Raw genomic sequence first — 25,171 nt, forward strand, 5'->3', positions numbered from 1 at the left:
GCCACCGCTCTCCCGACGTCAGGAGGTCAAGCCGTGCGTCCACCACCCCGTGACCAGCCCGCTCCACCCCCCGTGACCAGCCCGGAAGGCACACCGGGGGCAGTGGCCCTGACCGTGCGCGCCGTCACCGTCGGGATCAGTTGCGCGGCGCGACTGCTGCCCGCGGTCGCCGCTGCCGGTGTCCTTCAGGTGGTGCGCGGCCGAGCCGCCGCGCGACGGCACTTCTACCGCCGGCTCGTCGGTCAGGCACAGCGGCTGGGCCCGGCCACCGTGAAGGTCGGTCAGCTGATGGGGACCCGACGGGACATCCTCCCGGCCGTGCTCTGTGACGAACTCGGCCGGCTGCACGACCGGGTCCGGCCGATGACCGACCGACAGTTCCGGACCGCGTTGACCCAGGCGTACGGCGCGCAGACCGACCAGGTCTTCGCCCGGCTGGACTCGACCGCGGTGGCCAGCGGCAGCATCGCCGGGGTGTACCGGGCGACGTTGCCGGACGGGCGGGACGTCGCCGTCAAGCTGCGTCGCCCGGACATCCGCCGACGGATGCTGCTCGACCTGACCCTGGTGCACCGGTTCGCCGTGCTCGCCGGCCGGTTGCCCCGGCTGCGCGGAGTGCCGTTGGCCGAGCTGGTCGGGTTCGTCTGCTCGGCGATCCAGGGTCAGCTCGACCTCGCCGCCGAGCAGGAGAACCTGCTCCGGCTGCGAGCCAACTTCGCGGACAACGAGTACGTCCACGTCCCGGAACCGGTGCCCGAGGCGTCCCGCCCCGGCGCGCTGGTGATGGAGTTCATCCCGGAGCTGGTCACCGGTCAGCTCGCCTCGATCGTCCCGCAGCGGCGCTCGCAGTTGGCCGAACGCACCCTCGGGGCCGTCTACCAGATGCTGTTCCTCGACGGTCTGGTCCACTGCGACCTGCACCCGGGGAACGTCTACTTCCGCGGTCCCAGGGTGGTCGTGCTCGACGCCGGCTTCACCGTCCGCCTTCCCCCGACCGTACGCCGGCAGTTCGGTGAGTTCTTCCTGGGCCTGGCCCTCGGGCGCGGCCGGCGCTGCGGGGAGGTGGTGGTGGAGAGCGCGGTCGAGGTGGCACCCGACGCCGACGTGGACGGATTCGTCGACCGCATCGCCGACCTGGTCGCCCGCAACGCCGGCATGCCGGCACGGGAGTTCGACCTGGCCGCCTTCGGCACCGAACTGTTCACCCTGCAACGGGACTTCGGGCTCTACGCCGCCTCGGAGTTCGTCTTTCCGCTGCTGTCCCTGCTGGTCATCGAAGGGACCATCCGCGAGCTCGACCCGGACGTCGACTTCCAGGCCGTGGCCCGCCCGATGCTGCTGCGCGCCGCCGCGGCGAACGTCCACCCACCCGCAGCTGACCGCCGATCAGCCTGACCGCGACCACCCGTGCACCATCCCCCACACCCCGATGGAGGAGACCGTGACGATCTCGCACCGGAAGCCGACCGGGACCACCCTCACCGACCGGCTCAACGCGCAGTGGCACCGCCCCGCACTCTGGGGATTCACCGCCGTGGTCATCGCCCACTGGGCCGAACACCTGGTGCAGGCGGCTCAGATCTGGCTGCTGGGGTGGCCGGTACCGCAGGCCCGGGGCCTGCTCGGCCAGGCCTATCCCTGGCTCGTCCAACAGGAGTGGCTGCACTACGGGTACGCCCTGGTGATGCTGGTCGGCCTCTGGATGCTGCGGCGGGGGTTCACCGGCCGCGCCCGCACCTGGTGGCTCGTCGCGCTGGGCATCCAGTTCTTCCACCACATCGAACACCTGCTGCTGCTGGTGCAGTACCTCAGCGGTGCGCACCTGCTCGGCCGACCGGTGCAGACCAGCCTGCTCCAGCTGGTGATACCCCGGGTCGAGCTGCACCTTTTCTACAACGCGATCGTCTTCCTCCCGATGGTGGTGGCGATGTACCTGCACGTCCGTCCGACGGCCGCGGAGCAGGCCGCGAGCCGGTGCTACTGCGCGCCCCGGCGCCGCGGCGAACCCGCCGGGGTCGCGGGGTGACGGCCCGCCGCGCCATCGCGCTGACCATGCTGGCGCTCTGCCTCGCCCTGCTGGTCCGACCGCTGTTCCGGGTGCCGCCGGGGGAACTCGCCGCGGCCAGCCCGGCCGACGGTGCGACGCTCACCGCACCGCCCGACGCCGTGGTCCTGACCTTCCGGTCGTCTCCCCGGGCCGGGACCACGCACGTCGCGGTGGTCGACGGGGACGGCCGGCCGGTGTCCGCCGGGCCGCCCCGCACGCAGACGACGCAGGTTCAGCTGCCGGTGTCGATCGATGCCCCGGGTTGGTACCGGGTCGCCTACCACACGGATCTCTCCGACGGTTCCCGTGCCACCGGGTCGGTGACCTTCGCCGTGGGTGCCCCGGAGGGCGATCTGCCGCCCCAGGCCGCGACGCCGGCTGAGGACGGTGGCCACGCTGGACACGGTGGCCCACCCGATCCGCTGACCATGGCGGCGCTGGCGGCGAACGTGGTGGTGCTGCTGGTCATCGCGGTCAAGCTGGTCCGCACCCGGCGGTCGGGGTGGTGAGCGGGCGGAGCCCCCGGGCCCGTTCGGCGGGCCCGGGGGACCCTCGCCTGAAAAGTTCGTCACCGGCTCCAGCCGTGCGGACCGGCATCGACCCGCTGGGCCCCGTTCGGGGCGCCGGCGGGTGCCGGGGCGTCGAGTGGGGGCTGCCCACCGGAGGGACGCGAGCCGAACGCCTCCCCACAGAGTTGGTGGGCGCGGCCCATCGCCCCCACCCAGAAACCGGTCAGGATCCGCCGTTCCGCCAACGGGGGCGTGCCGCTGCCGAAGATCTCCCAACCGGAGTGGAAGACCTGCAACAGGCTGCGTCCCAGACCGGCCGGCTCTATCCAGAGGTGCCCGGCGAGCTCGCCCGGCCAGCCCGCGCGACGCAGGTTGAACTCCAGCCGGGGCAGATACGACGGAAACTGCTGGTACGCCTCAAGATGCCGGTGCACCGCGAGGGTGGCGACCCCGCTGGCGTCACCGAGGATGATGCCCACCGTCTCCCCCTCGGCCAGCGAGCCGCTCGTCCGGCTGAGCCAGTACTGGCTGGCGGAGACGGCGGTCAGCATGCTCCACACCTCGAAGGTGCTGCCGGGCAGCTCGACCTGCACGTAGGGGCCCATCCGCCGCCAGGGCCACCGCCACGCGGTGCCGGTACGCAGGTAGTCGGCGAGCTGGTCGAGGATTCCGGGCCAGCCCATCCCGTTCCAGGACCGCCAGTCCGACGGCGGGTTGAAGGACTCCTCGATCACGGTCACCTCGGTCCCCCGGCCGTCGCCGACCGACGCGATCTCCCAGGTGACCTGGGTCGCCGGGCCGACACCCACCCAGCGCCAGAGGTAGGTGAGTCGGCCGGTGCCGCCGTCGGGCTCCCGTCGGCCGGTGGTGCGGCAGAGAAAGAACTCGCCGTCGCCGAAGTCGAGGATCGCCTCGCCGTCGGAGGTCGCCCAGGTTCCGCGGCACACCGCCAACCAGCGGGCCACCTGCTCCGGGTCGGTCAGGGCGCTCCAGACCCGCTCGACCGGCGCCGGAATCCGGACCTGGCTGACCAGTCGCTCCCACCGGTCCTGTTGGACGGGGAAGGCACCGTTGCGGTGCAACACGGGGAAGTCGTCGGGCCCGACACCGGCGAACCGGGGTCGGTTCTCCTGCCAGCTGGCGGATCCGTTGCTCTCGGGTACGGACATGGCAACCTCCGGGAGTCCATCGAGGACCGGGCCCAGCACCCACGCCGCGGGCCCGGATGGCGGTCGGGACGGAACGAGGTGCCGGACCACCCGGGCCCGGCACCTCGGCTGGATCCGTGCTCAGAGCTCGTCGGGGGCCAGGTAGCCGCCCATGTTGAAGCGCAGGCTGGTCAGGTACGCCACCGGCTGACCGTCCGGGTCGTTGATGTCCAGCAGCGGCATCATCCGGTAGATCTGGCCCTTGCCGGGGGCCCCGGCCGGCGGGATGGAACGGACGTCGTCGATGGTGAGGATGATCGGCTCGCGGTTGATCAGCTTCAGCCCGAGCTTCGGCATGTCGAAGATCGCCCCGACGGCCATCCGGCAGGCCTTGGCGGCCGGCCCCTCACCGGCGTACGGGTCGAACGGGGTGCGGATCTGACCGGCCGAGAGGCAGTCCGGGTTCAGCGTGACGGTGATCTGGCCGAGCTCCTCGCACTCGCCGACCATCTTCATCTCGATCAGGTTGGTGTAGACCTCGGCGTTCGCCCACTCCTGGGAGGTGGAGGGCGAGCGCACCACTCGGACCCAGCCCTTGAAGGCCACCGTGTACTCGCCCACGCCGGGCACGGCGAAGGTGTCGATCGAGTCGATGCCGAGGTTGTCGATGCCCGGCTCCGGCGGGGTCCACGGTACGACCGGGGCACCGGCGTAGACGTTGGGGACGCCGTCGGTGGCGACCGGACGGCCGAAACGGATCGCTTTGGTGGTCATGATTGTTCGTCTCCTCGGCTACGGCAGCAGGGTGGTGTGGTCGCAGCAGGTCATACCGGGCCGGTCAGCCACGCCGTCCTGGTTCATGTCGATCTCACCGTCGACGGTGGAGTAGACATTGCGGGAGTTCAGGTCGATGACACCGTCACCGTCCCAGTCGTTCAGCTTTCCCTTGAAGGTGCCAAGGATGAAGGCGTTGGTCATGTGCCCGATCTCCGGGTCGTGCAGGGTGGAGAGCACTCCGTTGCCCGGCGCGAGGATCTGCTCCATCGACTGGCCGGCGATGCGCGCCAGGTCGACGTAGCCCCAGCCCTGGAACCGGCCCCGGACGTACCGGATCGCCGCCTCCTCGCGGACCTGGAACTTCGGCTCCAGGTGCCAGGTGCCGTACCGGGCGAAGCCGATGTTGGCCTGCCGGGTCCCCTGGCTCGGGTCGTCGGCCCGGCCGGACTTGAAGAACGTCCGGGGCACCAGCGACTCGAAGAAGAAGTTGCCCCGGTCCCGACGCGTACGGTCGGTGAAGCCCCGGAACAGGTAGTTGTCGCAGTGCGGGGAGCCGTCGGCGTGCAGCCCGTCGATGGTCTTGGCGATCACCAGCTGACGCTCACGGGTGGACACGTTGGGGCAGGCGTGCGCCTGGCCGTAGATGCGGGCCAGCCCCTGCGGGGCGAGCGAGATCTTGCCCCAGTGCTGGTTGGAGTTGTCCAACCGCACGTAGAGATCGCAGTGGATGAGCAGGTAGATCGTCTCGTCGAAGGTCCGGCCCGGGGTGTAGAGACCGGGGCGGCCGTCGAACGCCGGGTCACCGGTCTGCAGTTCGCTCTTGAACAGCAGCGCCCACTCGGCGATCTCCGGGTCGGCGTCGGTGGTGAACCGGTGCAGGGTGGCCAGGGCCTGCGGACCGCCGAGCTTCTCGATCGCCCACAGGGCGTCCCAGCGGACCTCCCGGTTGCTGTCGTGCAGAACGGCCTGCTCAAGCAGTTCGATCGCGTCCGGCAGGTCGCGGTCGGCGTACTCGAACAGGGCCTGCTCGCGCAGCGCCGGGTCGGGGTGGTTCAGGGCCTGGTCGCGCAACTCCTGGTTGGAGCGGTTGTCCAGCCGGACGGCCACCCGGTTCAGCGCGTAGCCGAAGTCGCTGGCCCACGCCGCCGGGTCACCCGCGACGAAGCGCGGGTCCACGCTGGACAGGGTGGTGCGGTAGGAGAAGTTGAGCGCGTCTCGTTGGTCGACACTGAGGTCGTCGACCAGGATCGGGGCAGCCTCCGCTCCGACCGCGTCCGCCCACTTGCCGGGGTCGCGATCGGCGAACGATGCCGGGGACTTGTTGCACAGGTCGATTGCCATCTGGTGCCTCCTTCGGCGGGGTCTCGCCTGTATCCCGACGGTATGAGCCCACATGCTTTCTATGCTTCTCTCAAGTTGCGCAGCACAGAACCCGACCAAGACCCCTGTGTGGTATATCTTTTTCAAGTAACTGTTTCGGAGGCGGCATGTCAGTGCCCGTACCGCTCCCGCCCATCCGGCCCCGGATCCGACTCCGCGCGCTGGCCGCCGTCCGGGTTCCGCGCCACCCGCCACCGCGCGCCGCCCGATGGCGGCTGGTCGGCACCCGGACGAACCCGCTGGCCGAACGGCTGCTCACCACCGCCTACCCGGCCGCCGGCCCCACCGTCGACCTCCTGCTGCTCGGCACCGCCTGGACCTCGGACGCGTCGGCCCAGGTACGCGCCACGGCCCGGGCCCGGCACGCCACGCTGGTCCACACCGGAGCCGGCGGGGGCAGCCTGCTCCGAGGACTCACCGCCGAACGACCCGGCACGTCGGCCACCACCATCGAACTGGCGGGGCAGAGTCCGGCCGCACTGCGCAGCGCCGCCGGACTGCTCGCCGCACCCACCTGCGGCGAGGAACTCACCGTGCACCAGGACGGTTCGGTGAGCACCGTCGGATGGCAGGAGTTCGCCCTGCCGTCCGCACCTACGACCACCCTCACCGGCCGGGAGGTGCTGGTCACCGGCGGACTCGGCGGGCTGGGCGTACGCGTCGCCCTCGCCCTCGCCCGGATCGGGGCCCACCCGGTGCTGGTCGACGTCCGCCGACCCGACGACGCCCCGCCCGACGTCGTACGTTGCCTGGACACGCTGCGCCGGGCACAACCCGCCACCCGGACCGTCCACGTCGACCTGACCGACCCGGTGGCCACCACCGGGCAGCTGGCCCGATACCGCCCCCGGGCCGTGGTGCACTGCGCCGGCCGGATCGCCGGCGGCACCGGCCGGGAACTGACCGACCCCGTGATCGACGCACTGGTGGCAGCCAAGGTGACCACGCTGCACACCGCGCTGGCGGCGATCGACCCCACCGGACTGCGGGCCGTCCTCACCTTCGGTTCGGTCACCGCACACGGAAGCCATCCCGGCCTTGCCGGGTACGCCCTCGCCAACGAACTGCTCCGCCGGGAGACCCGCCGACTTTCCGAGACCCACCGCCAGGCCCGCTGGTGCACCGCCGAATGGTCCCTGTGGTCCGGAGCAGGCATGGCCAGGAACGTCGTACGCGCCGCCGCCCGGCAGTTGGGCATGGTGCCGGTGCCGGTCTCCACGGGAAGCGCCACGGCCGTGCGGATCCTGACCGCACTGGCCGCGACCGACCGACCACCGCCGCCGCAGTCGTTGGTGATCGCCGGAACCTGCCCGGGGGCCGAGGGCGACTGGGCGGGACGCCCCGAGGGACTACCAGGGATCGACGCCGAACTGCTGGCCCCGTCCGGCGCCGACCTGGACCACCTGATGGGCACCGTGGCCCGGGCCGCCGCCGCCCGCGACGCCGCCCCGGAACCAGGGGCGGATCCCGCGCCGGCCGCCACCGCGACCGGCCCGTTGTTCGTGCGCGCCACCGTCCGCGGTGACCTGGTGGAGTGCACCGCCGTGCCGGCGGCCGAGCGGGACGCGCCCCCGCAGGCCCGCCGCCGTTACCGAATCGATCCATCAGTCCGGACGACCGAGGAGGGTGAGCACTGATGCCGGAGGACTGTTCGAGACTTCCCGAGGACTGGGTACGGGTGAGCACGACCGTGCACCAACCGCCGGCGACCGTCTGGCGGGCACTGACCGAACCTCAGGGACTCGCCATGTGGCTGGGCCGCGTCGACCCGCCGATGGCCCCCGGGGTCGCCACCCGCATCGACTTCGGCGACGGCGACTTCTTCGACGTGGAGGTCGACCTGGTACGCGCGTACGACCGGCTCTCGTTCCGCTGGCGGTTCCTCGGCGTCGGGCCGGAGGCCCAGATCACCTGGACGGTGACCGGCGACGACCGGAGCAGCACGTTCACCGTCGACGACCGGTGTCCCGGTCGCCCCCCGTCCGAGGTGGCGCAGTTGAAGGAGGGCTGGCGCGACTTCACCGAGCGACTCACGGCGTACCTGACCACCGGCGCACAGTCGCGGTACCGCTGGCGTCAGGTGATCGACGGCAGCGCGCACCTACCCCCCACCCGGTGGCGACCGCTGCGCGAGGACGGGGTGTTCGAGTGGTTGCCGATCGGCACCGACGGTGACCGGCAGGGCTGGTTCTTCGTGGTCGACAACGACGGGCCCCGCCGCTTCGCCATCACCGACTGGTCGATGGTGCCCGACCGGACCCTGACCTTCTCCGTCGCCATACCCCAGGCTCGCGCCCTGACCACCTGTGAGGTGCGGCTCACCCCGCACGACGGCGGCACCCACCTCCGGGTCCAACACGAGGGTTGGGGTCGGCTCGGGCTGACCGACCTGCACTCCCGGGGACTGCGGCACCGGTTCGCCGCGACCTGGGCGGCGGCGCTGTCCCTGGCCGAGCAGACCGCGCACACCCGGCAGGGGTCCCGGTGAGCGCGGCGGGCACGGACCAGCGTCGTCCCGGTACGCCGGCGGGCAGCCCACAGCAACGCGCGGCCGTCCAACGAGTGGTCACCGCACTGCGCGAGCACGTCGAGGAGCCGTGGACCCTGAACGGGATGTCGCGGATCGCCTATCTGAGTCCGTTCCACTTCAATCGGGTCTTCCGCCGGGTGACCGGCACCCCGCCCGGTCGGTTCCTCTCCGCGCTGAGGATGGCGCGGGCCCGCCATCTCCTGCTCTCCACCGGCATGACGATCACCGACATCTGCACCGCCGTGGGCTACAGCAGCCTCGGCACCTTCACCACCCAGTTCACCGAACAGGTGGGGATGACGCCCGGCCGGCTGCGGCTCGTGCACGCGGCCTACGGACAGCAGCAGATCGGCGATCTCCTGGCCGGGTCCGACCGGGCTCCGGTTCCCGCGGTCCCCGTCCCCGGGCCGGCAGGCCGACCTCGGCCGGCCGGCGGCACGGTGACCGGGACGGTGGAGGCCGGCCCCGGGCCGGACCGGCTGATCCTGGTGGGACTCTTCCCCGGTCCGGTCGCCCAGGGGGCACCGGTCGCCTGCACCAGCAGGACCGGGTCGGGGCGGTTCGTCCTGCCCGACGTGCCGGCGGGCACCTTCCACCTCCTGGCCACCGCCCTGCCGGCCCAGGCCACCGTGGGGCAGGTGATGACCGACACCAGCCCCGCCGACTGCTGGGTAGGTGCCGGCCCACGGCCGGTGGACGTCCGCCCGGGCGAGCGTCCCGAGCAGGAACGGCTCGCACTGGCCCCGGCAGCCTCCATCGACCCGCCGATCCTGTCCGGACTCCCCCTGCTCCACCTCACCCGGGCGGCCTGACCGGGCCGACCCCGGCCCGGCCGACCCCGGCCGGGGTCGGCCGGGCCGGGCGTGGACCGTTGCCGGTGCGGACCCGCCAGCCGGTTCAGTCCTGGCGGAAGGAGAACATCCGGGCCAACTGGCGCAGCCTCGGCCCCCGAGGCGACCGGCGGATCATCTGTTCCCGGGCCCAGCAGGCGGCCGGATGCCGCCACTGGCCCACCTGCCCGAGCATCCGGGCCTGCCGGGTCAACGCGTTGGCCCGGGTCCGCCGGGCCGCCTCGTAGTCGCGCAACGCCTCCGGCACCGACCGGCCCTGCCGCAGCCGGAGGCCGAGCACGGCCGCGTCCTCGAACGCCTGACAGGTGCCCTGCCCGAGGTGGGGTGTGCTGGGGTGGGCGGCGTCGCCGACCAGGGTGACCCGCCCCTGCCCCCACCGCCGTACCGGCCGACGCTCGTAGATGTCGGTGACCATGATCTGCCAGTCGGCGGTGGCCGCCAGGACCTGCGGAACCGGCCGGTGCCAGTCGGCGAACCGGTCGGACAGGAACTCCCGGGCCGGCAGGTGCGCGCCGCGACCCGCCGGCAGCGGAAGACTCGCGAACCAGTACGCCCGGCCGTGCGTCATCGGAAAGAGCCCGAACTGCGCCCCCCGCCCCATGCTCAGCAGACCGGGCGCGGACCCGAGGTCGAAGTCGGTGACCCCGCGCCACACCGGATAACCCGCGTAGCTGAGCTCGTCACGGCCACCGCACAGCTGCGCCCGGACCACGGAACGCAACCCGTCCGCGCCGACCAGCAGGTCGCCCGACTCCTCGGTACCGTCGGCGAGCCGTACGGTCACCCGATCGGCAGTGGCCCACCAGCCGACACAGCGGGCCCCCGTGCGGACGACATCCGCGCCGAGCCGCTCCTGCAACGCGCCGACCAGGTCGGCCCGCAGCAGTGCGATCCCGGTGCCGCCGAAGCGGGAGCGCATCGTCGGGGCGGGGACGTCGTCGAGCAGCCGACCGTCGGCCGCCCGGATCTGGTTGCCCTCCGCGGGTTGCCCCAACGCGTGGACCACGGCGGCGATCCCACCGCCCGGGTCACCTCCGGCAGGATCCGATTCGATGGCCGCCAACGCCGCCAGGGCGTTCGGCCACAGGGTCAACGCCGTACCCACCGAGCCGGTGCCGGCCGCCTGCTCCAGGACCACCGGATCGAAGCCGGCCGCGCGCAGACCGATAGCGGTGGCCAGGCCGGCCGGACCCGCCCCGACCACCAGGGCACGAGGCCTGCCGGTGGCCGCGCCCCCGGGACCTGGCCCGCTCACGACGGTGCCACCTCGGCGTCGGCCGACTCCGGGCTGCCCTGCCCCACCCGCTGGAAGTCCATCTCCGGCCACATCCCACGCACGGTGCCCTCCAGTACGAGCAGCGACATCAGCGGGAAGGCGAAGTCCGAGGCGGCGAAGATGCCGTGCCGCTGTTGCAGGGCGAAGACCTCGTTACCGAAGGTCGACATGACGAAGTCCTTGCCCGGGCCGGCCGAGCGGACCACCAGCGCCGCCAGGTCCGCCACGAACGCCTCCCGGTCGGTGTGCGGTGCGACGACCACCGCGCTCTCCAGGACGATCTCGCCGCAGCGGCGGCCGTCACCGACGGCCAACCGGGCGAAGAACTCCCCCATCAGGTCCCGCACCCGGTCCGGCAACCGGACGCAGTACCCGGCGTCGAGAATCACCACCCGTTCGTCGCGGGTCAGGTAGATGTTGCCCGGGTGCAGGTCGCAGTGGACAACGCCGCGTACGAACATCATCCGGTGCGCCGCGGCGAGCACCGCGGCACCGAGCCGGGCCCTCGCCGCGGCGGACAGACCCGCCGGTGTCGCCGGATCCAGACCCTCGACGAACTCGAAGACCAGGCAGTCCGGACCGGACAGGTCGGGGTACAACACCGGAACCCGGATCTCCGGCAGCTCGGCGACGCTACTGCGCAGCAGCTCCAGATTGGTGGCCTCGCGGGCGAAGTCGAGCTGTCCCAGCACGGCCCGGCTGACGTAGCCCACCAGGTCCGCCATGGGCATGCCGCGCATCGAGGGCAACCGCTCACCGAGGCGTACGAAGCCGCGGATCAGGGACAGGTCGGTGCGGATCCGCCGGTCGACGTCCGGACGCTTGAGCTTGAGCGCGACGATGCGGCCGTCGGCGAGTCGGGCCCGATGGACACAGGCGATACTGCCGCTGCCCACCGGGGTCTCGTCGATCTCGGCGACGGCCAACTCGGGCCGGGCCGCGACCGCGCGGTCGAGCGCGGCCCGGGCCTGCGGCCACGTCATCGGCGTGACCCGATCGTGCAACTGAGCCATCCGGTCGCAGAGCTCCGGCGGCATCGTGTCCCGTCGGGTGCTCGCGATCTGACCCACCTTCACGAACGTCGGACCGAGGTGCTGCAGCAGTCGGACCACCGCACGGTAGAGCCGGGCACGCGCCGCCGGACGCCCCCGCGTCAGCCGCAGCACCCCCACCGACGGCCCGGTACGCACGACCTCCCACCCCACCGTGGCGACGATCACCACCAGCCGGAGCATCCTGCTCGGACCGGACACCTCAGCGTCCACGACGTGCGTCTCAGCCGGCACGACAACCTCCTCGATCAGCCGGTGGATGGATCCACCCGCGTACCTGGTCTGCACGGATGGTTTCCCACGTCCCGGACCGCACCCTTCTCCTGGCTTGCCGTCCCCGGTGCCGGCGGATCAAGACCGCAACCGGGAGGAATTTCCGGCCGATCCCGCCACCTAGCGTGGTACGGGCAGTGGCCGGACCCGCTGTCAGCTGTCCCGGCACCAGAGGAAGGCAGGCCGACATGACCGCACAGGAACCGGCGAGCCGTTCGGAGTCGACCGCCACCCTGGGCCGTCCGTCGGCGCCCGGGACGCCCCCGACAGCCGACTTCGCGGCCCTGCGCCGGTACGCGGACCGCATCACCGGTGACCTCGCCGCGGCGATGGTGAGTGTGGCGTGTGCGCTCGGTGACCGGCTCGGGCTGTTCGGCGCCCTCGTCCGGCACGGCCCGTGCGACAGCGCCGAACTGGCGGCCGCGACCGGTGTGGACGAACGCTACCTACGCGAGTGGCTGCTCTGTCTGGCCGGCGCCGACTACCTGGAGGTCGACCGGGAGACCGGTCGGTACGCCCTACCCGCGCCGATGGCGCCGCTGCTGACCGGCGGTTCCCCGATGGACCTCAGTGGCGGCCACGCGCTGCTGCTGGCGCTCGCGGCGGCGGTGGACCCGGTCGCCACGGCGTTCACCACCGGCTCCGGGGTTGCCCCGCAGGACTACCCGAAGGCCCTCTACGACGCCATGGAGCGGATGAGTGCGGGCTGGCTCGACGCCGCGCTCGTCGACCAGTGGATACCGGCCGTAGCCGGACTGCCCGAACGACTGCGACGCGGTGGCACAGTGGTCGACCTGGGTTCCGGGGGCGGGCACGCACTGATCAGGATCGCCACGGCCTTCCCCGCCAGCCGCCTGGTCGGGTTGGACCTGCACCCGGCCAACGTCGACCGGGCCACGGAGTCCGCCCGGCGAGCCGGGGTGGCCGACCGGGTACGGTTCGCCGCCCAGGACGCAGCCGACGGTCTGCCGGCCGACGGCGTCGACCTGGTCACCGCGTTCGACGTACTCCACGACACCGTCGACCCTCTGGCGGTGCTGACCGCGGCCCGGCGGGCACTGGCCGCCGACGGTGCCGTCCTGGTGCTGGAGAGCCGAAGCGCACCGGTCCCACTGGACAACCGGGGGCCGGTGGCCACCATCCTCTACGCGACCAGCGCGCTGTACTGCCTACCCGCCTCCCGGTCCGCACGTGGGGACGGCGCCGGCACCCTCGGGCTGCCGGCCGGCCGGATCCGGGAACTGGCCGAGGCGGCCGGTCTCCACCGGCTGCGCGAGATACCGGTGGCGAGCCCGTTCAACGCCCTGTACGAGCTACGGCCCTGACCGAAGGGAGACGCATGTCCACCACGGAGGAGAAGAACAAGGCCGTCGTCGCCAGACTCATCGACGCGTGGAACCGGGACGACCTGGCCGCGCTGATGACCCACTGGGCACCGGAGATGGTGCACCACGCCCGGGACGGGGTCCTCGACGCCGCGACCGTCGGCGCGGAGATGGGCCGTTTCATGCGGGCGTTCCGGAAGATCCGGATGGAGGTGCACAGCGTCGTCGCCGAGGGCGACCTGGTCGCGACGCGGTTCACCGTGCACGCCCGGCACGACGGCGACTACCTCGGCGTCCCCGCGACACACCGGCAGATCCGCTGCGCCCTGATGGGTCAGCTGCGCATCGTCGACGGCCTGGTGGTCGAGCACTGGGGCGTCGCCGACGGCCTGCACCTGTTGGAGCAGCTCGGGCTGCTGCCGGAGCAGTACCTGAGCGCCACCGCCTGAGGGGAGCACCGTGATCAGCGCAGCGAGCAGCAGCCGGGTGTCGGATCGGGACCGTCGGGACCAGGAGGTCCGATGGCACCCGTCGGAGGATCCCCGGCTGCCCGACCTGGAGGTGGCGACCGTCGCGGTGCCCCTCGACCACGACGACGTCGACGGCCGACAGATCGACATCGGCCTGGCCCGGCACCGGGCGACCGACCCCGCTGCCCGCCTCGGCGTGCTGCTGGTCTGCCCGGACGACCCCGGCAACCGGGGGACGGTACTGCTCCCCCGGCTGCGTCAGTCCCTTCCGGACGACGTTCTCACGCACTTCGACCTCGTCGGATTCGACCACCGGTTCAGCGGATCGAGCACCCCGTTGACCGCCGGGCTGAGCCAGGAGGACTGCTACTGGGCGTTCCACCATCCGGTCTCCTTCGAGCAGGAGGTGGAGTTCCAGCGGGACCTGGTCGCCAGGTGCTTCCGTGCGGTCGGCCCGATGCTGCCGTACATCACCACCCGCAACATCGCCCGCGACATCGACGTGCTCCGGTCGGCCCTCGGGGAGGAGCGGATCTCCCTGCTCGGTCACTCGTACGGCAGCTACATCGCCGCGGTCTACAGCCAGCTGTTCGGCCGGCACGCCGACCGGCTCGTACTGGACAGCGTGATCGATCCGGCCTGGGTGTGGCAGGGCCTGTTCACCAACGTCGCCGAGGGTGCTCAGCACGGGCTGGGCCGCTGGGCACGGTGGGTGGCCACCGAGGGCGCGGCCCTCGGCCTGGGCGGCACGAGCGCCGAGGTGATCGGCTACGTCGAACGGCTCCTGACCGAGGCTCGGGCCCGTCCCCCGCGCCTCGGGCCGATCACCCTCGACGAGGGCATGCTGCGGATGACCATCGTGATCATGCTCAGCGACGACGCGACGTACGGCCCGCTCGCCGTCCTGCTGCGGGCCGCTGCCGGTGACGCCCCGCTGGACGACGGCACCCAGGCGATGTTCGGGGCGATGTTCGGCCAGCCCAGGGAGGAGAGCGGCGCGATCGCCCAGTTGGCCATCCTCGGTGGTGAGGCGCGGTGGTCACGTGACCTGAACTCCTACCGGGCCGCGGTGAAGGCCGACGCCGAACGGTTGCCGCTGGTGGGAGCGACGATGGCGATGCCGAAGGCCGGCACCTTCTGGCCGGTCGACCCGACGGAGCCACCCACGGAGATCGGGCCGGGCAACGTCGCACCGGGACTGCTGCTGGTGCAGTCCGAACACGATCCGTTCACCCCCGCCTCGGGGGCCCGGCACCTGCGCGAACTGCTGCCGGACAACAGCCGGCTGGTGGTCGCCGCCGGGGTGGCAGCGCACCGGCTGTTCCCGTTCCACGGGCACCCCGCTGTCGACGGGGTGGTGCGCGACTACCTGCTCACCGGTGACCTGCCCCCCGCCGACAGCACCGTGGGCGCAGACCACACCGCACCGACCGAGGAGGACTCGTGACCCGATCCCCGGCCGAACTCGCCGGCTACCACGGGCAGCAGCTGCGCTGGCAGCCGTTCACCGAGCCACCGCTGACCGGGCTGGAGGGGGCGGAGCTGTCCGTACCGCTCGACCACGCCGAACCCGACGGCAGAACCATCACGCTGACCGTCGGCCGCCGCCGGGCGAACCGGCCGGACGCACGGCGCGGGGTGTTGCTCATCGGCCCCGGCGACGACCTCGGCAACCGTGGTCTCGTGCTGCTCGGCCAGCTTGCCACGATGCTGCCCGAACCGGTCCTCGACCACTTCGACCTGGTCGGCTTCGACCACCGGTTCATGGGGTTGAGCAGTCCCCGGCAGGCCGACCTGGAGGCCGAGGAACGGCTGTGGGTCTTCCACCACCCCCGCGACTTCGACCACGAGGTCCGCTTCCAGGCCAGGGTGGCGGCCAAGGTGGCGGAACACGCGCTGGACATCCTGCCCCACGCCACCTCACGCAACATCGCCCGGGACATGGACATCATCCGGGGTGCGCTCGGCGAGGAACGAATCTCCTACCTGGGCTACTCCTACGGGACGTACCTGGGCGCGGTCTACACCCAGATGTTCGGCGAGCATGCCGACCGGGTGGTGCTCGACTCGATGTGCAGCCCGGACTGGGTGTGGCGCGGCCTGTTCACCGACTTCAGCCCCAACGGCGAGCGGGCCCTGAACCGCTGGGCGTCCTGGGCGGCCGATCAGCACGATCGGTACGGACTGGGTGCCACCGGACCGCAGGTCCGCGCCACCTACGACGTGCTGCTCGACCGGGCCCAGGTGGAGCCGGTCGGGTTGGGCGGCTTCCCGCTGGACCGCACGTTGATCCGGCTGATCGCGGTCGGGATGCTCAACAGCGAGCTGGCGTACGAGCATCTGGGGGACATCGTGCGGGCCGCCGCGCACGGCGGGCCGCTGAGCCCGGAGACGATGGCCTACCTGGCACCGATGTTCGGCCAGCCCAAGGAGGAGACCGGCACCATCGCCCAGCTGGCGATCCTGGCCGGTGACTGGGCCTGGCCCCGGGACCCGGAGTACTACGAGCGGGACATGCGACTGCACGCGGAGAAGTGGCCGTTCGCCGGTGCCGCGATGGCCGGCGTCAAGGCACCCGCGTTCTGGCCGGTCCTGCCCCGGGAACCGGTCACGGCACTGGGTGCGGGCAACCGGGCGGAGAGCATGCTGCTGGTCGCCGCCGACCAGGACATGTCCACTCCCCTCGCGGCCGGCCGGCGGATGCGGGAGGTCTTCGCGCACAACTCCCGGCTGGTGACGGTCGCCGACACCGCGCACCACCGGGTCTTTCCCTTCTACGGCAACACGGAGCTGAACGAACTCGTCACCGCCTACCTGGTGGACGGCCACTACCCGGACACCGACCCGACAGTTGCGAACCCGAGGAGGCGGCTGTGACCGCGTCAGGACCGTTGACCGGACGGATCGCCCTGGTGACCGGGGCGTCCAGCGGAATCGGCGCCGCCACCGCGCGGGCGCTTGCCGCCCAGGGTGCCGTCGTGGTGGTGACCGCCCGGCGCGCCGACCGGCTGGAGGCACTGGCCAAGGAGATCGGCGCCACCGGTGGCGAGGCGTGGGCGTACGAGGCCGACGTGACCGACCAACACCGTTGCGAGACGATGGTGGCCGAGGTCGTCGACCGGTACGGCCACCTGGACGTGCTGGTCAACAACGCCGGGTTGCTGCTGCTCGGCCCGATCGAGCACGCCCCGATCTACGAGTGGCGGCAGATGGTGGAGGTGAACCTGTTCGCCGGCTGGCGGCTCACGCACCTGGCCCTGCCCCATCTGCTCGCCGCAGCCGAGCACGGGTCGCGTCAGGTGGCGGACGTGGTGTTCGTCGGCTCCGTCGGCCGCTACCTGGCCGGCCCCGTCTCCGGTGTCTACGACGCCACGAAGTCGGCGGTGGCGTCGTTCGCCGAGTCCCTGCGTAAGCAGGTCGCCCGCCGGCACGTGCGGGTCGCGGTGGTGGAACCGGGATTCGTCGCCCCGACGGAACTACCCACGCAGAGTCGGCCGGAGATCCTCTCGGCGCTGAGCGGGAACTTCGACCCCGGCACTCCGATCACCCCCGAGGACGCCGCGTCGGCGGTCGTGTTCGCCGTGGGGCAGCCCCGGCACGCCGCGGTCAGCAACCTCGTCCTACGCCCCACCGAGCAGCTGGACTGAAGCGGAGCCTGCCGTGACCACTGAACCGGACCTCCCCCGGGCCGCACCCAAGGCCCGCTACGAGGAGATCGTGCGCCGATTCCGCGGGGCGGTGATGTTCCACCGCGACTTCCACGTGATCCGGGAGACCCTCACCGAGGGCTTCGTCGACCACTTCGCGCCCCCCTGGGACCCGCCGGGAAGGGCCGGCGTCGAACACCGTTTCGGCCAGGCCGCCGACGCCCTGACTACCGAACGGGTCGAGGTTCTCACCTCGGTGTGTGAGGGCACCATCCTGGCCCAGGCCATCGCCCTGCACCTGAGGCACACGGGCTCGTTCATGGGCCTACCGCCGACCGGACGGCAGCTCGTGATCGGAGGGTCGAACACCTTCCGCTTCGAGGGCTGGCGCATCGCCGAGCACTGGGGTGTCTTCGACGTCGCCAAGATTCCCGATCTGCTCGCCGGCGAGCCCGGCAGTACGGGCGGCTGGTCGTCGATGTGGGATCGCAGCCCGGCCGAGTGAGCGTGCCGCCGGCGGCTTCCGGGTTCACCCGGTGCCGCCGGCGGTGCCCCCGGTCACCAGGTGACGGGCAGCCGAACCGGTCCCCGGACGAAGCCGTCGGTGCGCCACTGGACCTCGGCCGGGTCGACCGCCAGTCGCAACCGCGGCAGCCGGTCGAGCAGCCGGTCGAGGCTCACCTGAAGCTCGGTCCGGCCCAGGTACGAGCCGAGGCAGAGGTGGATGCCGTGGCCGAAGGCCAGATGGGGATTCCTGGCCCGGGTCAGGTCCAGTCGGTCGGGTTCGGCGAAGGTCCGGGGGTCCCGGTTGGCCACGGACAACCTGACGAACACGACGTCGCCGGCTTCGAGCCGAACCCCACCCAGCTCCAGCTCCTCGGTGACCACCCGGGAGAACGCACCGCCGGCTGTCTCCAGGGGCAGGTACCGCAGCAGCTCCTCGACGGCGGTGGGAAGCAGCCCAGGATCGGCGCGCAGGCGCTCGACCTGCTGCGGTCGCTGGAGCAGGACGAACATCGCGTCGGCGATCGCCTTCTCCGACGTCTCGTGTCCGGCGACCAGCAGCGTCACCCCGAGGAAGACCAGTTCCTCCTCGCTGAGCTGCTCGCCGTCGTCCCGGGCCGCCACGAGCTGGCCGAGCACGTCATCGGTGGGGTGCCGGCGGCGCGCGGCCACCAGCTCGGTGAGGTAGCCACTCAGGTTCGCCAACGCGGCCTCGAGCTCCGCCGGGGCGACCGTCTGCGCCGTCACGGCGGTGGTCGACCAGCCGCGGAAGCGCTCCTGGTCCCCCGGCGGTACGCCGAGCACGTCGCAGATCACCGCCATCGCGAGTGGCTTGCCGAACCCGGCGACAAGGTCCGCCGGAGGGCCGGCGGCGAGCATCCGATCGATGAGATCGTCGGCGTGCGCCTCGATCATCGGCCGCAGTGCCGCCACCTGCCGGGCACTGAACGCTCCGGCGACCAGCCGACGGATCCGGGTGTGGGCCGGGGGGTCCATGGTGAGGATCGCCGGGGCGTAGTCGGGGTCGGGCAACATCCGGGGAATGTCGGCACCGAGCGTGGCCGCCCTACTGAACCGCGGGTCGGCGAGCACGATCCGGGCGTCCGAATACCGGGTGACCAGCCAGGCGTCACCACCGTACGGCAGCCGCACCCGACTGACTGGTTCGTGTTCCCGCAGTTCACTGTATATCGGCTCAATGTCGAGCCCGTGGTCCGGGCTGAATGGATATCTCCGCGGTTCACCCATGGTCGACCCACCGACCTTTCTCTGTTCAGATCCGGGGGACGGCCGGACGCAAGCTGGACGGTAATGGAGCGACCACCGTCGGATCTTCTCACCGGTTGCTCCGAACTTTCTCATCCATTGCCCTCTTGAGCAGGGCGGACAGTTTTCATTGACCGACCCCGGTGAATGCTGCACGATTTCGGGGACGATCCCGTATTACCCGCGCCCACCAGTCGAAATGGAGACTCGATGAGCCGCACTGAGAATCCAACCGAGCCGCGCCGCAGTCTGCTCCCGCCACCGCCGGCTGAGGGCGCCGACGGGCTCTACAGCCAGACCTGGTTTCCGGTCTGCCTCTCCGCCGATCTCGCCGCCGGCCGGCCGCTCGGGTCTGATCTGCTCGGCGGCCGGGTCGTGGCGTTCCGCGGCGCGGGAGGCACGGCACGGGTGGTCAGCGCGTACTGCGTGCACGTCGGGGCCGACCTGTCGGTGGGTAGCGTCGTCGACGGCCAACTCCGCTGTCGGTTCCACCAGTGGACCTACGACGAGCAGGGTGTCTGCACCGCCACCGGGATCGGTGACCCGGTGCCCGCCGGCGCCCGGCTGTTCTCCTTCCCCACCGTCGAACGGTACGGCGTCGTGTGGGCCTTCAACGGAGTCGAGCCGCTCTTCGAACTCCCGGAGTTGCGCTGCGCCCAGGAGGATCTGGTGCTGCGCACGATGGCCTTCCCGCACGCGCTGGACTCGGACCCGTGGGTGATCACCGCGCAGACGATGGACCTGCAGCACTTCTCGCAGCAGCACGACTTCGAGTTGTTGCAGGAACCCGGGTCGACGTTGTCCGCGACGCCGTACTCGATCGGCTGGCAGTTGAAGGGCCGGACCCGCGACGGAGAGATCTACGACGCGCGGACCGAGATCGTGGGGAACAACATCTACTGGCAGAACGGCGAGATCGACGGCCGCTGGTTCTTCTGGGTGACCGGCATCAGCGTGGTACGACCGCAGCGGTGCACCTCGGTCTTCGCCTACGGCACCGATCGGCAGCCGGGGGAGGACGACCAGGCGGCTCAGCAGTTCCTGGACCGCGCGGCGGGAATGATGATGGCCCTGCTGGAGGACGACGCCCCGGTCCTGCAGAGCATCCATTTCCGCCCGGGCCTGCTCACCGAGAGCGACGGCGCCCTCGACCAGTTCATCGACTATCTGCGGAAGTTCCCACGCGCGAACCCTTCGGCGGACTTCATCGTCTGACGGGTGTCGGCAGGGGTACCCGGGCCCGACGCGGCTATACTGCGGTGGCGAATCTTGTCACGCACATGGCGCCGGGCGGAGAGGGATGCAGGACGAGCAGCTGACGACCATTCTCCTCGACCAGTTCATCGCCCACCCGCCCCGGCGGGTGTGGCAGGTGCTGACGGATTCGGAGAAGCTCGCCCGGTGGCTCATGCCCAACGACTTCGAGCTCGCGGTCGGCAGGAAGTTCACCTTTCGGGGGCTCTCCGTGCCGGTCGTACACTTCGGCGGGGTCGTGCACTGCGAGGTCCTCGACTTCCAGACCGAGCGCATGCTCAGGATCAGCTGGGACGACCACGGCCAGAACGGGCTCCGTTCCACCGTCACCTGGCGGCTGGAGCCCGAGGGCACCGGCACCCGGGTCTTTCTCGAACACGAGGGATTCGACGACGACGACGCCGTTCAGCAACTGTCCCGGAAGCTGCTGGGCGGCGGCTGGTTGGGGGTCCTGCGTCGACTCGGGGAAGTGGTCGCGACCACTGCTCCGCTGAAGGAACATCGGAGCAATATCCGATAAGCATTTCCCCGCCCGGTCGATAAAGAATGTTCCTGGCTATCGTCGACACCAGGGGGTTCCCGTGGCCAGGACCGAAACCACAATCGCCGCCCCGATCGATCCCGCACAGGCCGGTGCGTTCCTGCAGAGGTTCATGGGTGACATCAGCGGTTCGGCGGTCACCACGATGTGCGCGGTAGGCGACCGGCTGGGCCTCTTCGGCGCGCTCGCCGCGGCTGGACGGAGCAGTAGCGAGGAACTCGCCGCCCGACTCGGTCTCACCGAACGGTACGTCCGCGAGTGGCTGCTCACCCTGCACAGTGCCGGCTACCTGGACTCGGAGGTGGACCCGTCGACCGGCGCCACCACCTACACCCTGCCACCCGCACACGCGGCGGTGCTGGTCGACGGCTCTCCGCTCTACATGGGCGGCGTGGCGCGGCTGCTTCCCACCCTCGGCGTGCTGTTGGGCGAGGTCGTCGAAGGCTTCCGCTCCGGCAGCGGCATCGACGTCGACCGCTACCCACCGGAGTTCTTCCACACCATGTGGCGGATGAGCGAGCTCTGGCTGGACGCGATGCTGGTGGACCAGTGGATCCCGGCGGTGGACGGTCTTGCCGAACAGCTCCGTACGGGTGTCGACGTGGCGCACCTCAGCTCCGGCAGCGGTCGGGCTCTCATCCTCCTGGCGGAGGCGTTCCCGGAGTCGAGGTTCGTGGGTTTCGACCGAGTCCCGGCCAACGTGGCCCACGCCCGGGAGATGGCCCACCGGGCCGGGGTCGCCGACCGGGTCCGCTTCGAGGTCGGCGACGGCGTCGACGCTCTCACCACGGGGCGGTTCCCGTTGGTGCTGGCGCTGGATGTGCTGCACGACGCGCTGGACATCACCGCCACCCTGACCGCGGTCGCCGGGACGCTCGGCCCGGACGGGGTGTTCCTGCTCCTCGAGACCGACTGCGCCGAGCGTCCGGAGGAGAACCGGGGTGCCGCGGCCTCGCTCTTCTACAGCACGAGCACGCTCTACTCGGTGCCTATCGCGCTGGCCGCCGGCGGGGAGGCCCTCGGGATGATGGGCCTCCCGCCGGGTCGGCTCCGGTCGCTGTGCGCGGACGCCGGCCTGTCGACCATGCGTACGCTCATGCATCCGATTCCGACTTTCAACACGCTCTATGCGATCGGCGCGTGACCGGGCTACCGGCGTCAGCGACGGCTGATCCGAACCAACGCCATGGTGCCGAACACGAGGATGATCGCGGCGCTCCAGAGCAGCGCCGACCACACGTAGAAGGCGGCGCTTTCGTCGAGCAGAGCCTCGGCCGGCTGCCCCTGGGTCAGCACCCGCGCGGCATTGACCACCATGGTCACCGGTTGGTACTCGGCGACGGCCTGCAACCAGCCCGGCATGGTCTGCACCGGCACGAACGCGCTCGACGCGAAACTCAGCGGCAGAACGAGGAAGCCGAGCGCCTGAGCCGCCTGGGGATTGCCCACCGCGAACATCCCCAGGCCGGTGAAGACGCAGACGAAGGCTGCCCCGAACAGGACCACCAGGCCGAAGGCGAGGACACCGGACCACACATCGGTGTGCACTCGGAAGCCGACCGCGAAGGCGACCGCCACCATTGCCGTGGTCGCCCAGGCGACCAGGGCGGTGTCGGCGAGCACCCGACCGATCAGGATGCTGCTGTGCGGCATCGGCATCGACCGGAAGCGGTCGAAGAAGCCGCCACCGGCGTCCTCGGCCACGCCCACGGCAGAGAGCCCACCGCTGAACAGCACCCCGGCGGTGACCACCCCGGGCACCAGGTAGTCGATGTACTTGAGGCCACCGCTGTCGATCGCACCACCGAAGGCGTAGCGGAAGATCAGCATGAAGGCCACCCCCTGCACGGCACTCACGAAGAGCGTCTGCGGGTTGCGGAGGTAACGCAGCATGCTGCGTCGGGCGATGACCCGGGTGGCGGGGAGGAATCGCGACCCGGTCGCGGCGGTCAGGGCTGGCGCGGTCATACGGCCCCCTTCGGTGCGGATGCGGCGTCGACCCGCTCGTCGTCGGCGGAACTTCCGGTCAGGGCCAGAAAGACCTCGTCCAGGGTGGCGGGACGCAGTCCGATGTCCTCCACCGCGACACCGTGCCGGTTGAGGAGACCGACCGCGTCCACGAGCCCTTCCGAGCCGTTCTCCACAGGTACGGTGACCAGCCGGGTGGCCGGCTCCACGTACGGGTTGCCGGAGCCGACCCGGCGGAGCAGTTCGGTCGCGGTGGAGAGAGCGTCGTCGTCGGCGGTGTGCACCGCGACGATGTCCTGGCCGAACTTCCGCTTGAGCTCCCGCGGGCTGCCCTGGGCCGCCACCCGACCCCGGTCGATCACGACGATCTGGTCGGCCAACTCGTCGGCCTCGTTGAGGTACTGGGTGGTGAGCAGGATGTCGGTACCCTGGCGCACCAGCTCTCGGATCGCCGTCCACAGCTCGATGCGGCTGCGGGGGTCCAGACCCGTCGTCGGCTCGTCCAGCAGCAGCAGTCGGGGCGACGCGACCAGGCTCGCGCCGAGGTCAAGCCGACGCCGCATGCCGCCCGAGTAGCCGCCGACCCGGCGGTCGGCGTGCTCGGTGAGCCCCAGTCGGTCGAGCACGGCGGCGCTGTTGGACTTCGCCACCCCACGGCGCTGACCGAACAGCTGAGCCACCATCTCCAGGTTCTCCCGCCCGGTCATCACCTCCTCGACCGCGGCGTACTGACCGGCCAGGCCGATCACCTGGCGGACCTTGCGGGGTTGCCGGGCCACGTCGAACCCGGCGACCCGCAGCGTCCCCTCCTCCATCCGCAGGAGGGTCGCCACCAGCTTGACGAAGGTGGTCTTTCCTGCGCCGTTGGGCCCGAGCAGGGCCGTCACCTTTCCGGGCTCGGAGATCAGGTCCAGGCCATCCAACGCGGCGGCGTCGCCGTACCGCTTCCGTACGCCGGTGGCTTCAATCGTTGGTGTCATCGTCGTCCTCACACGACTCGGGACCGTCCTCGGTCTCGGCGTCCAGCAGCTCGGACATGCTCCGGAGCCGGTCCCGCCAGAACCGCTCGTAGGGTCTGAGCCACTCCTGTACGGGATAGAGAGCGTCGTGGTCGAGGCGGTAGAACCGCTGTCGGCCGACCTGCTCACAGGTGACCAGCCCTGCGTGTCGGAGCACCCGCAGGTGCTCCGACACGCTGGGACGGGTCATGCTGAAATGCGCCGCCAGCTGCTGCACCGGCTGGCCGTTCGTGGTCAGGAGCCGGCCGAGTAGTTCGCGACGGGTGGGATTCGCCAGGGCGGCGAAGACCACGTCGACCTGGTCCGGCGCCACGTCGTCAGCCCTGGCCGTCAGCCCGCTGAGCGAGGACGAAGCCGTTGCCGTCGGGGTCGCTGAACGTCGCCTGCCGGCCGAACGGCAGGTCGACAGGGCCCTCGACGGCGACCCCGGCGGCGCGGAGCGCCTCGACGTCGGTGTCGATGTCGGTGGACTCCAACATGAGGCCGACGACGCTGCCGGGCGTCATCTCCAGCCAGTTGGCGAGGATCAGGGTGGTGTCGGCGCCCTCGGGAGCGACCTCGATCCAGCGGGAGTTCTCCCCCATGGGCACCGGCATCTCGAGGAGCGTCCGGAACCCGAGGGCCTCGGTGTAGAAGGCCTTGGCCTTGTCCTGGTCGGTGACAGGCACTGAGACACGCTTCACGTGGGTGATGTTCATGCCACGATGATACGTAGGAAATTCCCTACGCGACAGCATCGACAGCGACACCGGCAGGCGTGTCGCCGAAAGACCAGCCGCTGACGCGTTGTCAGGCAGGCGCATCACCCGAGGAGACAACCCATGATCACGAGTGTCGGCAGTGTCATCATCTTCGTCACCGACCAGCAGAAGGCGCTCGACTTCTACACCGACACGCTGGGCTTCGAGGTTCGGCTCGACGTGACCGTACCGGCCGACCAGGCACCGGAGGTGGACTCCGCGGTCCGCTGGATCGAGGTCGCGGCGCCGAGCACACCGACCACCCTGTCGCTGATCTCCAGACAGTTCGCACAGCTGCGGCCGGGGAAGGGCTGCGGAGAGTTCACCGACGTGAACCTCCTGGTCGACGACATGAAGGCGACCTACGAAGAGCTCAACCGAAAGGGGGTACGGTTTCGGGTCGAGCCCCAGCACGACCCGTTCGGCTGGCGAGCGGAGTTCGTCGACCCCGACGGCAACGGCTTCAACCTGATCGAGACCGCCGCCGGCTATCGGGCGATGTGAGGCCGAGCCCACCGTCGGGTGCCTGCGGTCCGCGAGGTGGCGTCCTCACCCCCGCCCCGACCGGCGGGCGGGGGGTGAGGACTCACTGCC

The 25,171-nt window shown here is 71.1% G+C and carries 26 protein-coding genes; 16 read left to right on the forward strand and 10 right to left on the reverse strand.

Annotated elements, in window-relative coordinates; all coding sequences use genetic code 11:
* Nucleotides 1-102 precede the first annotated feature (102 nt).
* The 3 genes from ACN28G_RS13140 to ACN28G_RS13150 are packed head-to-tail and all read left to right on the forward strand — an operon-like array spanning nt 103 to nt 2,556.
* A complete protein-coding gene (locus tag ACN28G_RS13140) occupies nt 103-1,395 on the forward strand; it encodes an ABC1 kinase family protein (RefSeq protein ID WP_421479225.1) in 1,293 nt (430 codons plus the stop codon).
* A gap of 46 nt (nt 1,396-1,441) precedes the next feature.
* Nucleotides 1,442-2,026, forward strand: a complete 585-nt coding sequence (locus tag ACN28G_RS13145) for a hypothetical protein (protein WP_421479226.1) — start codon at nt 1,442-1,444, stop codon at nt 2,024-2,026.
* Nucleotides 2,023-2,556, forward strand: a complete 534-nt coding sequence (locus ACN28G_RS13150) for a copper resistance CopC family protein (RefSeq protein ID WP_139135696.1) — start codon at nt 2,023-2,025, stop codon at nt 2,554-2,556. The genes ACN28G_RS13145 and ACN28G_RS13150 overlap by 4 nt, the downstream gene beginning before the upstream one ends.
* 59 nt (nt 2,557-2,615) lie before the next feature.
* On the opposite strand, the gene ACN28G_RS13155 is transcribed toward ACN28G_RS13150, so the two are convergent.
* From ACN28G_RS13155 to ACN28G_RS13165, 3 genes are all read right to left on the reverse strand, one after another.
* Nucleotides 2,616-3,725 carry an SRPBCC family protein gene (locus ACN28G_RS13155; protein ID WP_421479227.1) on the reverse strand — a complete coding sequence of 370 codons (1,110 nt, stop codon included), beginning with the start codon at nt 3,723-3,725 and terminating at the stop codon, nt 2,616-2,618.
* Between the two features lie 120 nt (nt 3,726-3,845).
* Nucleotides 3,846-4,478: a DUF6073 family protein gene (locus ACN28G_RS13160; RefSeq protein WP_091439328.1), complete on the reverse strand. Its 633-nt coding sequence runs from the start codon at nt 4,476-4,478 to the stop codon at nt 3,846-3,848.
* An 18-nt stretch (nt 4,479-4,496) separates the two neighbouring features.
* Complete coding sequence (locus ACN28G_RS13165; RefSeq protein ID WP_091439331.1) at nt 4,497-5,822, reverse strand: HEAT repeat domain-containing protein; 1,326 nt, start codon at nt 5,820-5,822, stop codon at nt 4,497-4,499.
* 146 nt (nt 5,823-5,968) lie between these two features.
* Here ACN28G_RS13165 and ACN28G_RS13170 point away from each other — a divergent pair, with 146 nt between their 5' ends.
* From ACN28G_RS13170 to ACN28G_RS13180, 3 genes are read left to right on the forward strand one after another with little or no spacing between them, the layout of a single operon-like run.
* Entirely contained in the window at nt 5,969-7,498 is a 1,530-nt protein-coding gene (locus tag ACN28G_RS13170) for a KR domain-containing protein (RefSeq protein ID WP_139135697.1), read from the forward strand.
* Between the two features lie 41 nt (nt 7,499-7,539).
* Complete coding sequence (locus ACN28G_RS13175) at nt 7,540-8,349, forward strand: SRPBCC family protein (RefSeq protein ID WP_421479228.1); 810 nt, start codon at nt 7,540-7,542, stop codon at nt 8,347-8,349.
* Nucleotides 8,346-9,203, forward strand: coding sequence for a helix-turn-helix transcriptional regulator (locus tag ACN28G_RS13180; protein WP_421479229.1), 858 nt, complete (start codon nt 8,346-8,348; stop codon nt 9,201-9,203). The genes ACN28G_RS13175 and ACN28G_RS13180 overlap by 4 nt, the downstream gene beginning before the upstream one ends.
* Nucleotides 9,204-9,288: 85 nt before the next feature.
* On the opposite strand, the gene ACN28G_RS13185 is transcribed toward ACN28G_RS13180, so the two are convergent.
* Nucleotides 9,289-10,497, reverse strand: a complete 1,209-nt coding sequence (locus ACN28G_RS13185) for an FAD-dependent monooxygenase (RefSeq protein ID WP_421479230.1) — start codon at nt 10,495-10,497, stop codon at nt 9,289-9,291.
* Nucleotides 10,494-11,804 carry an ABC1 kinase family protein gene (locus ACN28G_RS13190; protein WP_139135699.1) on the reverse strand — a complete coding sequence of 437 codons (1,311 nt, stop codon included), beginning with the start codon at nt 11,802-11,804 and terminating at the stop codon, nt 10,494-10,496. Before ACN28G_RS13190 ends, ACN28G_RS13185 begins: the two co-directional genes overlap by 4 nt.
* A gap of 227 nt (nt 11,805-12,031) precedes the next feature.
* Between ACN28G_RS13190 and ACN28G_RS13195 the strand changes: the two genes are divergently transcribed.
* Genes ACN28G_RS13195 through ACN28G_RS13220 form a run of 6 tightly spaced genes read left to right on the forward strand, consistent with a single transcriptional unit; the run spans nt 12,032 to nt 17,790 of the window.
* Nucleotides 12,032-13,168, forward strand: coding sequence for a class I SAM-dependent methyltransferase (locus tag ACN28G_RS13195; RefSeq protein WP_421479231.1), 1,137 nt, complete (start codon nt 12,032-12,034; stop codon nt 13,166-13,168).
* A 14-nt stretch (nt 13,169-13,182) separates the two neighbouring features.
* On the forward strand, nt 13,183-13,617 hold the full coding sequence (locus ACN28G_RS13200) for an ester cyclase (protein WP_091439346.1): 435 nt from the start codon (nt 13,183-13,185) through the stop codon (nt 13,615-13,617).
* 10 nt (nt 13,618-13,627) lie between these two features.
* The gene (locus ACN28G_RS13205) at nt 13,628-15,085 is read left to right on the forward strand and encodes an alpha/beta fold hydrolase (protein ID WP_139135701.1); all 1,458 of its coding nucleotides are present in this window, start codon (nt 13,628-13,630) and stop codon (nt 15,083-15,085) included.
* Complete coding sequence (locus ACN28G_RS13210) at nt 15,082-16,515, forward strand: alpha/beta fold hydrolase (RefSeq protein WP_091439352.1); 1,434 nt, start codon at nt 15,082-15,084, stop codon at nt 16,513-16,515. The genes ACN28G_RS13205 and ACN28G_RS13210 overlap by 4 nt, the downstream gene beginning before the upstream one ends.
* Nucleotides 16,512-17,285: an SDR family oxidoreductase gene (locus ACN28G_RS13215; RefSeq protein ID WP_217628827.1), complete on the forward strand. Its 774-nt coding sequence runs from the start codon at nt 16,512-16,514 to the stop codon at nt 17,283-17,285. The genes ACN28G_RS13210 and ACN28G_RS13215 overlap by 4 nt, the downstream gene beginning before the upstream one ends.
* Before the next feature lie 13 nt (nt 17,286-17,298).
* The gene (locus tag ACN28G_RS13220) at nt 17,299-17,790 is read left to right on the forward strand and encodes an ester cyclase (RefSeq protein ID WP_091439356.1); all 492 of its coding nucleotides are present in this window, start codon (nt 17,299-17,301) and stop codon (nt 17,788-17,790) included.
* A 53-nt stretch (nt 17,791-17,843) separates the two neighbouring features.
* On the opposite strand, the gene ACN28G_RS13225 is transcribed toward ACN28G_RS13220, so the two are convergent.
* On the reverse strand, nt 17,844-18,941 hold the full coding sequence (locus ACN28G_RS13225) for a cytochrome P450 (protein WP_421479232.1): 1,098 nt from the start codon (nt 18,939-18,941) through the stop codon (nt 17,844-17,846).
* Nucleotides 18,942-19,265: 324 nt separating this feature from the next.
* Here ACN28G_RS13225 and ACN28G_RS13230 point away from each other — a divergent pair, with 324 nt between their 5' ends.
* The 3 genes from ACN28G_RS13230 (at nt 19,266) to ACN28G_RS13240 (ending at nt 21,994) form a co-directional block, all read left to right on the forward strand.
* A complete protein-coding gene (locus ACN28G_RS13230; RefSeq protein ID WP_175440573.1) occupies nt 19,266-20,270 on the forward strand; it encodes a Rieske 2Fe-2S domain-containing protein in 1,005 nt (334 codons plus the stop codon).
* Nucleotides 20,271-20,355: 85 nt separating this feature from the next.
* Nucleotides 20,356-20,829, forward strand: a complete 474-nt coding sequence (locus tag ACN28G_RS13235; protein WP_091439372.1) for an SRPBCC family protein — start codon at nt 20,356-20,358, stop codon at nt 20,827-20,829.
* Nucleotides 20,830-20,890: 61 nt separating this feature from the next.
* Nucleotides 20,891-21,994 (forward strand): class I SAM-dependent methyltransferase, encoded by a 1,104-nt coding sequence (locus ACN28G_RS13240; RefSeq protein WP_091439375.1) that lies wholly within the window; start codon nt 20,891-20,893, stop codon nt 21,992-21,994.
* Nucleotides 21,995-22,008: 14 nt separating this feature from the next.
* On the opposite strand, the gene ACN28G_RS13245 is transcribed toward ACN28G_RS13240, so the two are convergent.
* From ACN28G_RS13245 to ACN28G_RS13260, 4 genes are read right to left on the reverse strand one after another with little or no spacing between them, the layout of a single operon-like run.
* A complete protein-coding gene (locus ACN28G_RS13245) occupies nt 22,009-22,818 on the reverse strand; it encodes an ABC transporter permease (RefSeq protein WP_091439379.1) in 810 nt (269 codons plus the stop codon).
* On the reverse strand, nt 22,815-23,798 hold the full coding sequence (locus ACN28G_RS13250; protein ID WP_091439382.1) for an ATP-binding cassette domain-containing protein: 984 nt from the start codon (nt 23,796-23,798) through the stop codon (nt 22,815-22,817). Before ACN28G_RS13250 ends, ACN28G_RS13245 begins: the two co-directional genes overlap by 4 nt.
* Nucleotides 23,782-24,150, reverse strand: coding sequence for an ArsR/SmtB family transcription factor (locus tag ACN28G_RS13255; RefSeq protein WP_091439384.1), 369 nt, complete (start codon nt 24,148-24,150; stop codon nt 23,782-23,784). The genes ACN28G_RS13250 and ACN28G_RS13255 overlap by 17 nt, the downstream gene beginning before the upstream one ends.
* A 4-nt stretch (nt 24,151-24,154) precedes the next feature.
* Nucleotides 24,155-24,505: a VOC family protein gene (locus ACN28G_RS13260; protein ID WP_217628828.1), complete on the reverse strand. Its 351-nt coding sequence runs from the start codon at nt 24,503-24,505 to the stop codon at nt 24,155-24,157.
* A 153-nt stretch (nt 24,506-24,658) separates the two neighbouring features.
* Between ACN28G_RS13260 and ACN28G_RS13265 the strand changes: the two genes are divergently transcribed.
* Nucleotides 24,659-25,081 carry a VOC family protein gene (locus ACN28G_RS13265; protein ID WP_091439392.1) on the forward strand — a complete coding sequence of 141 codons (423 nt, stop codon included), beginning with the start codon at nt 24,659-24,661 and terminating at the stop codon, nt 25,079-25,081.
* Nucleotides 25,082-25,171: the final 90 nt, after the last annotated feature.

The sequence above is a fragment of the Micromonospora sp. WMMA1923 genome (genome assembly GCF_049179195.1).
GTDB classification, from domain to species: Bacteria; Actinomycetota; Actinomycetes; order Mycobacteriales; family Micromonosporaceae; genus Micromonospora; species Micromonospora yangpuensis.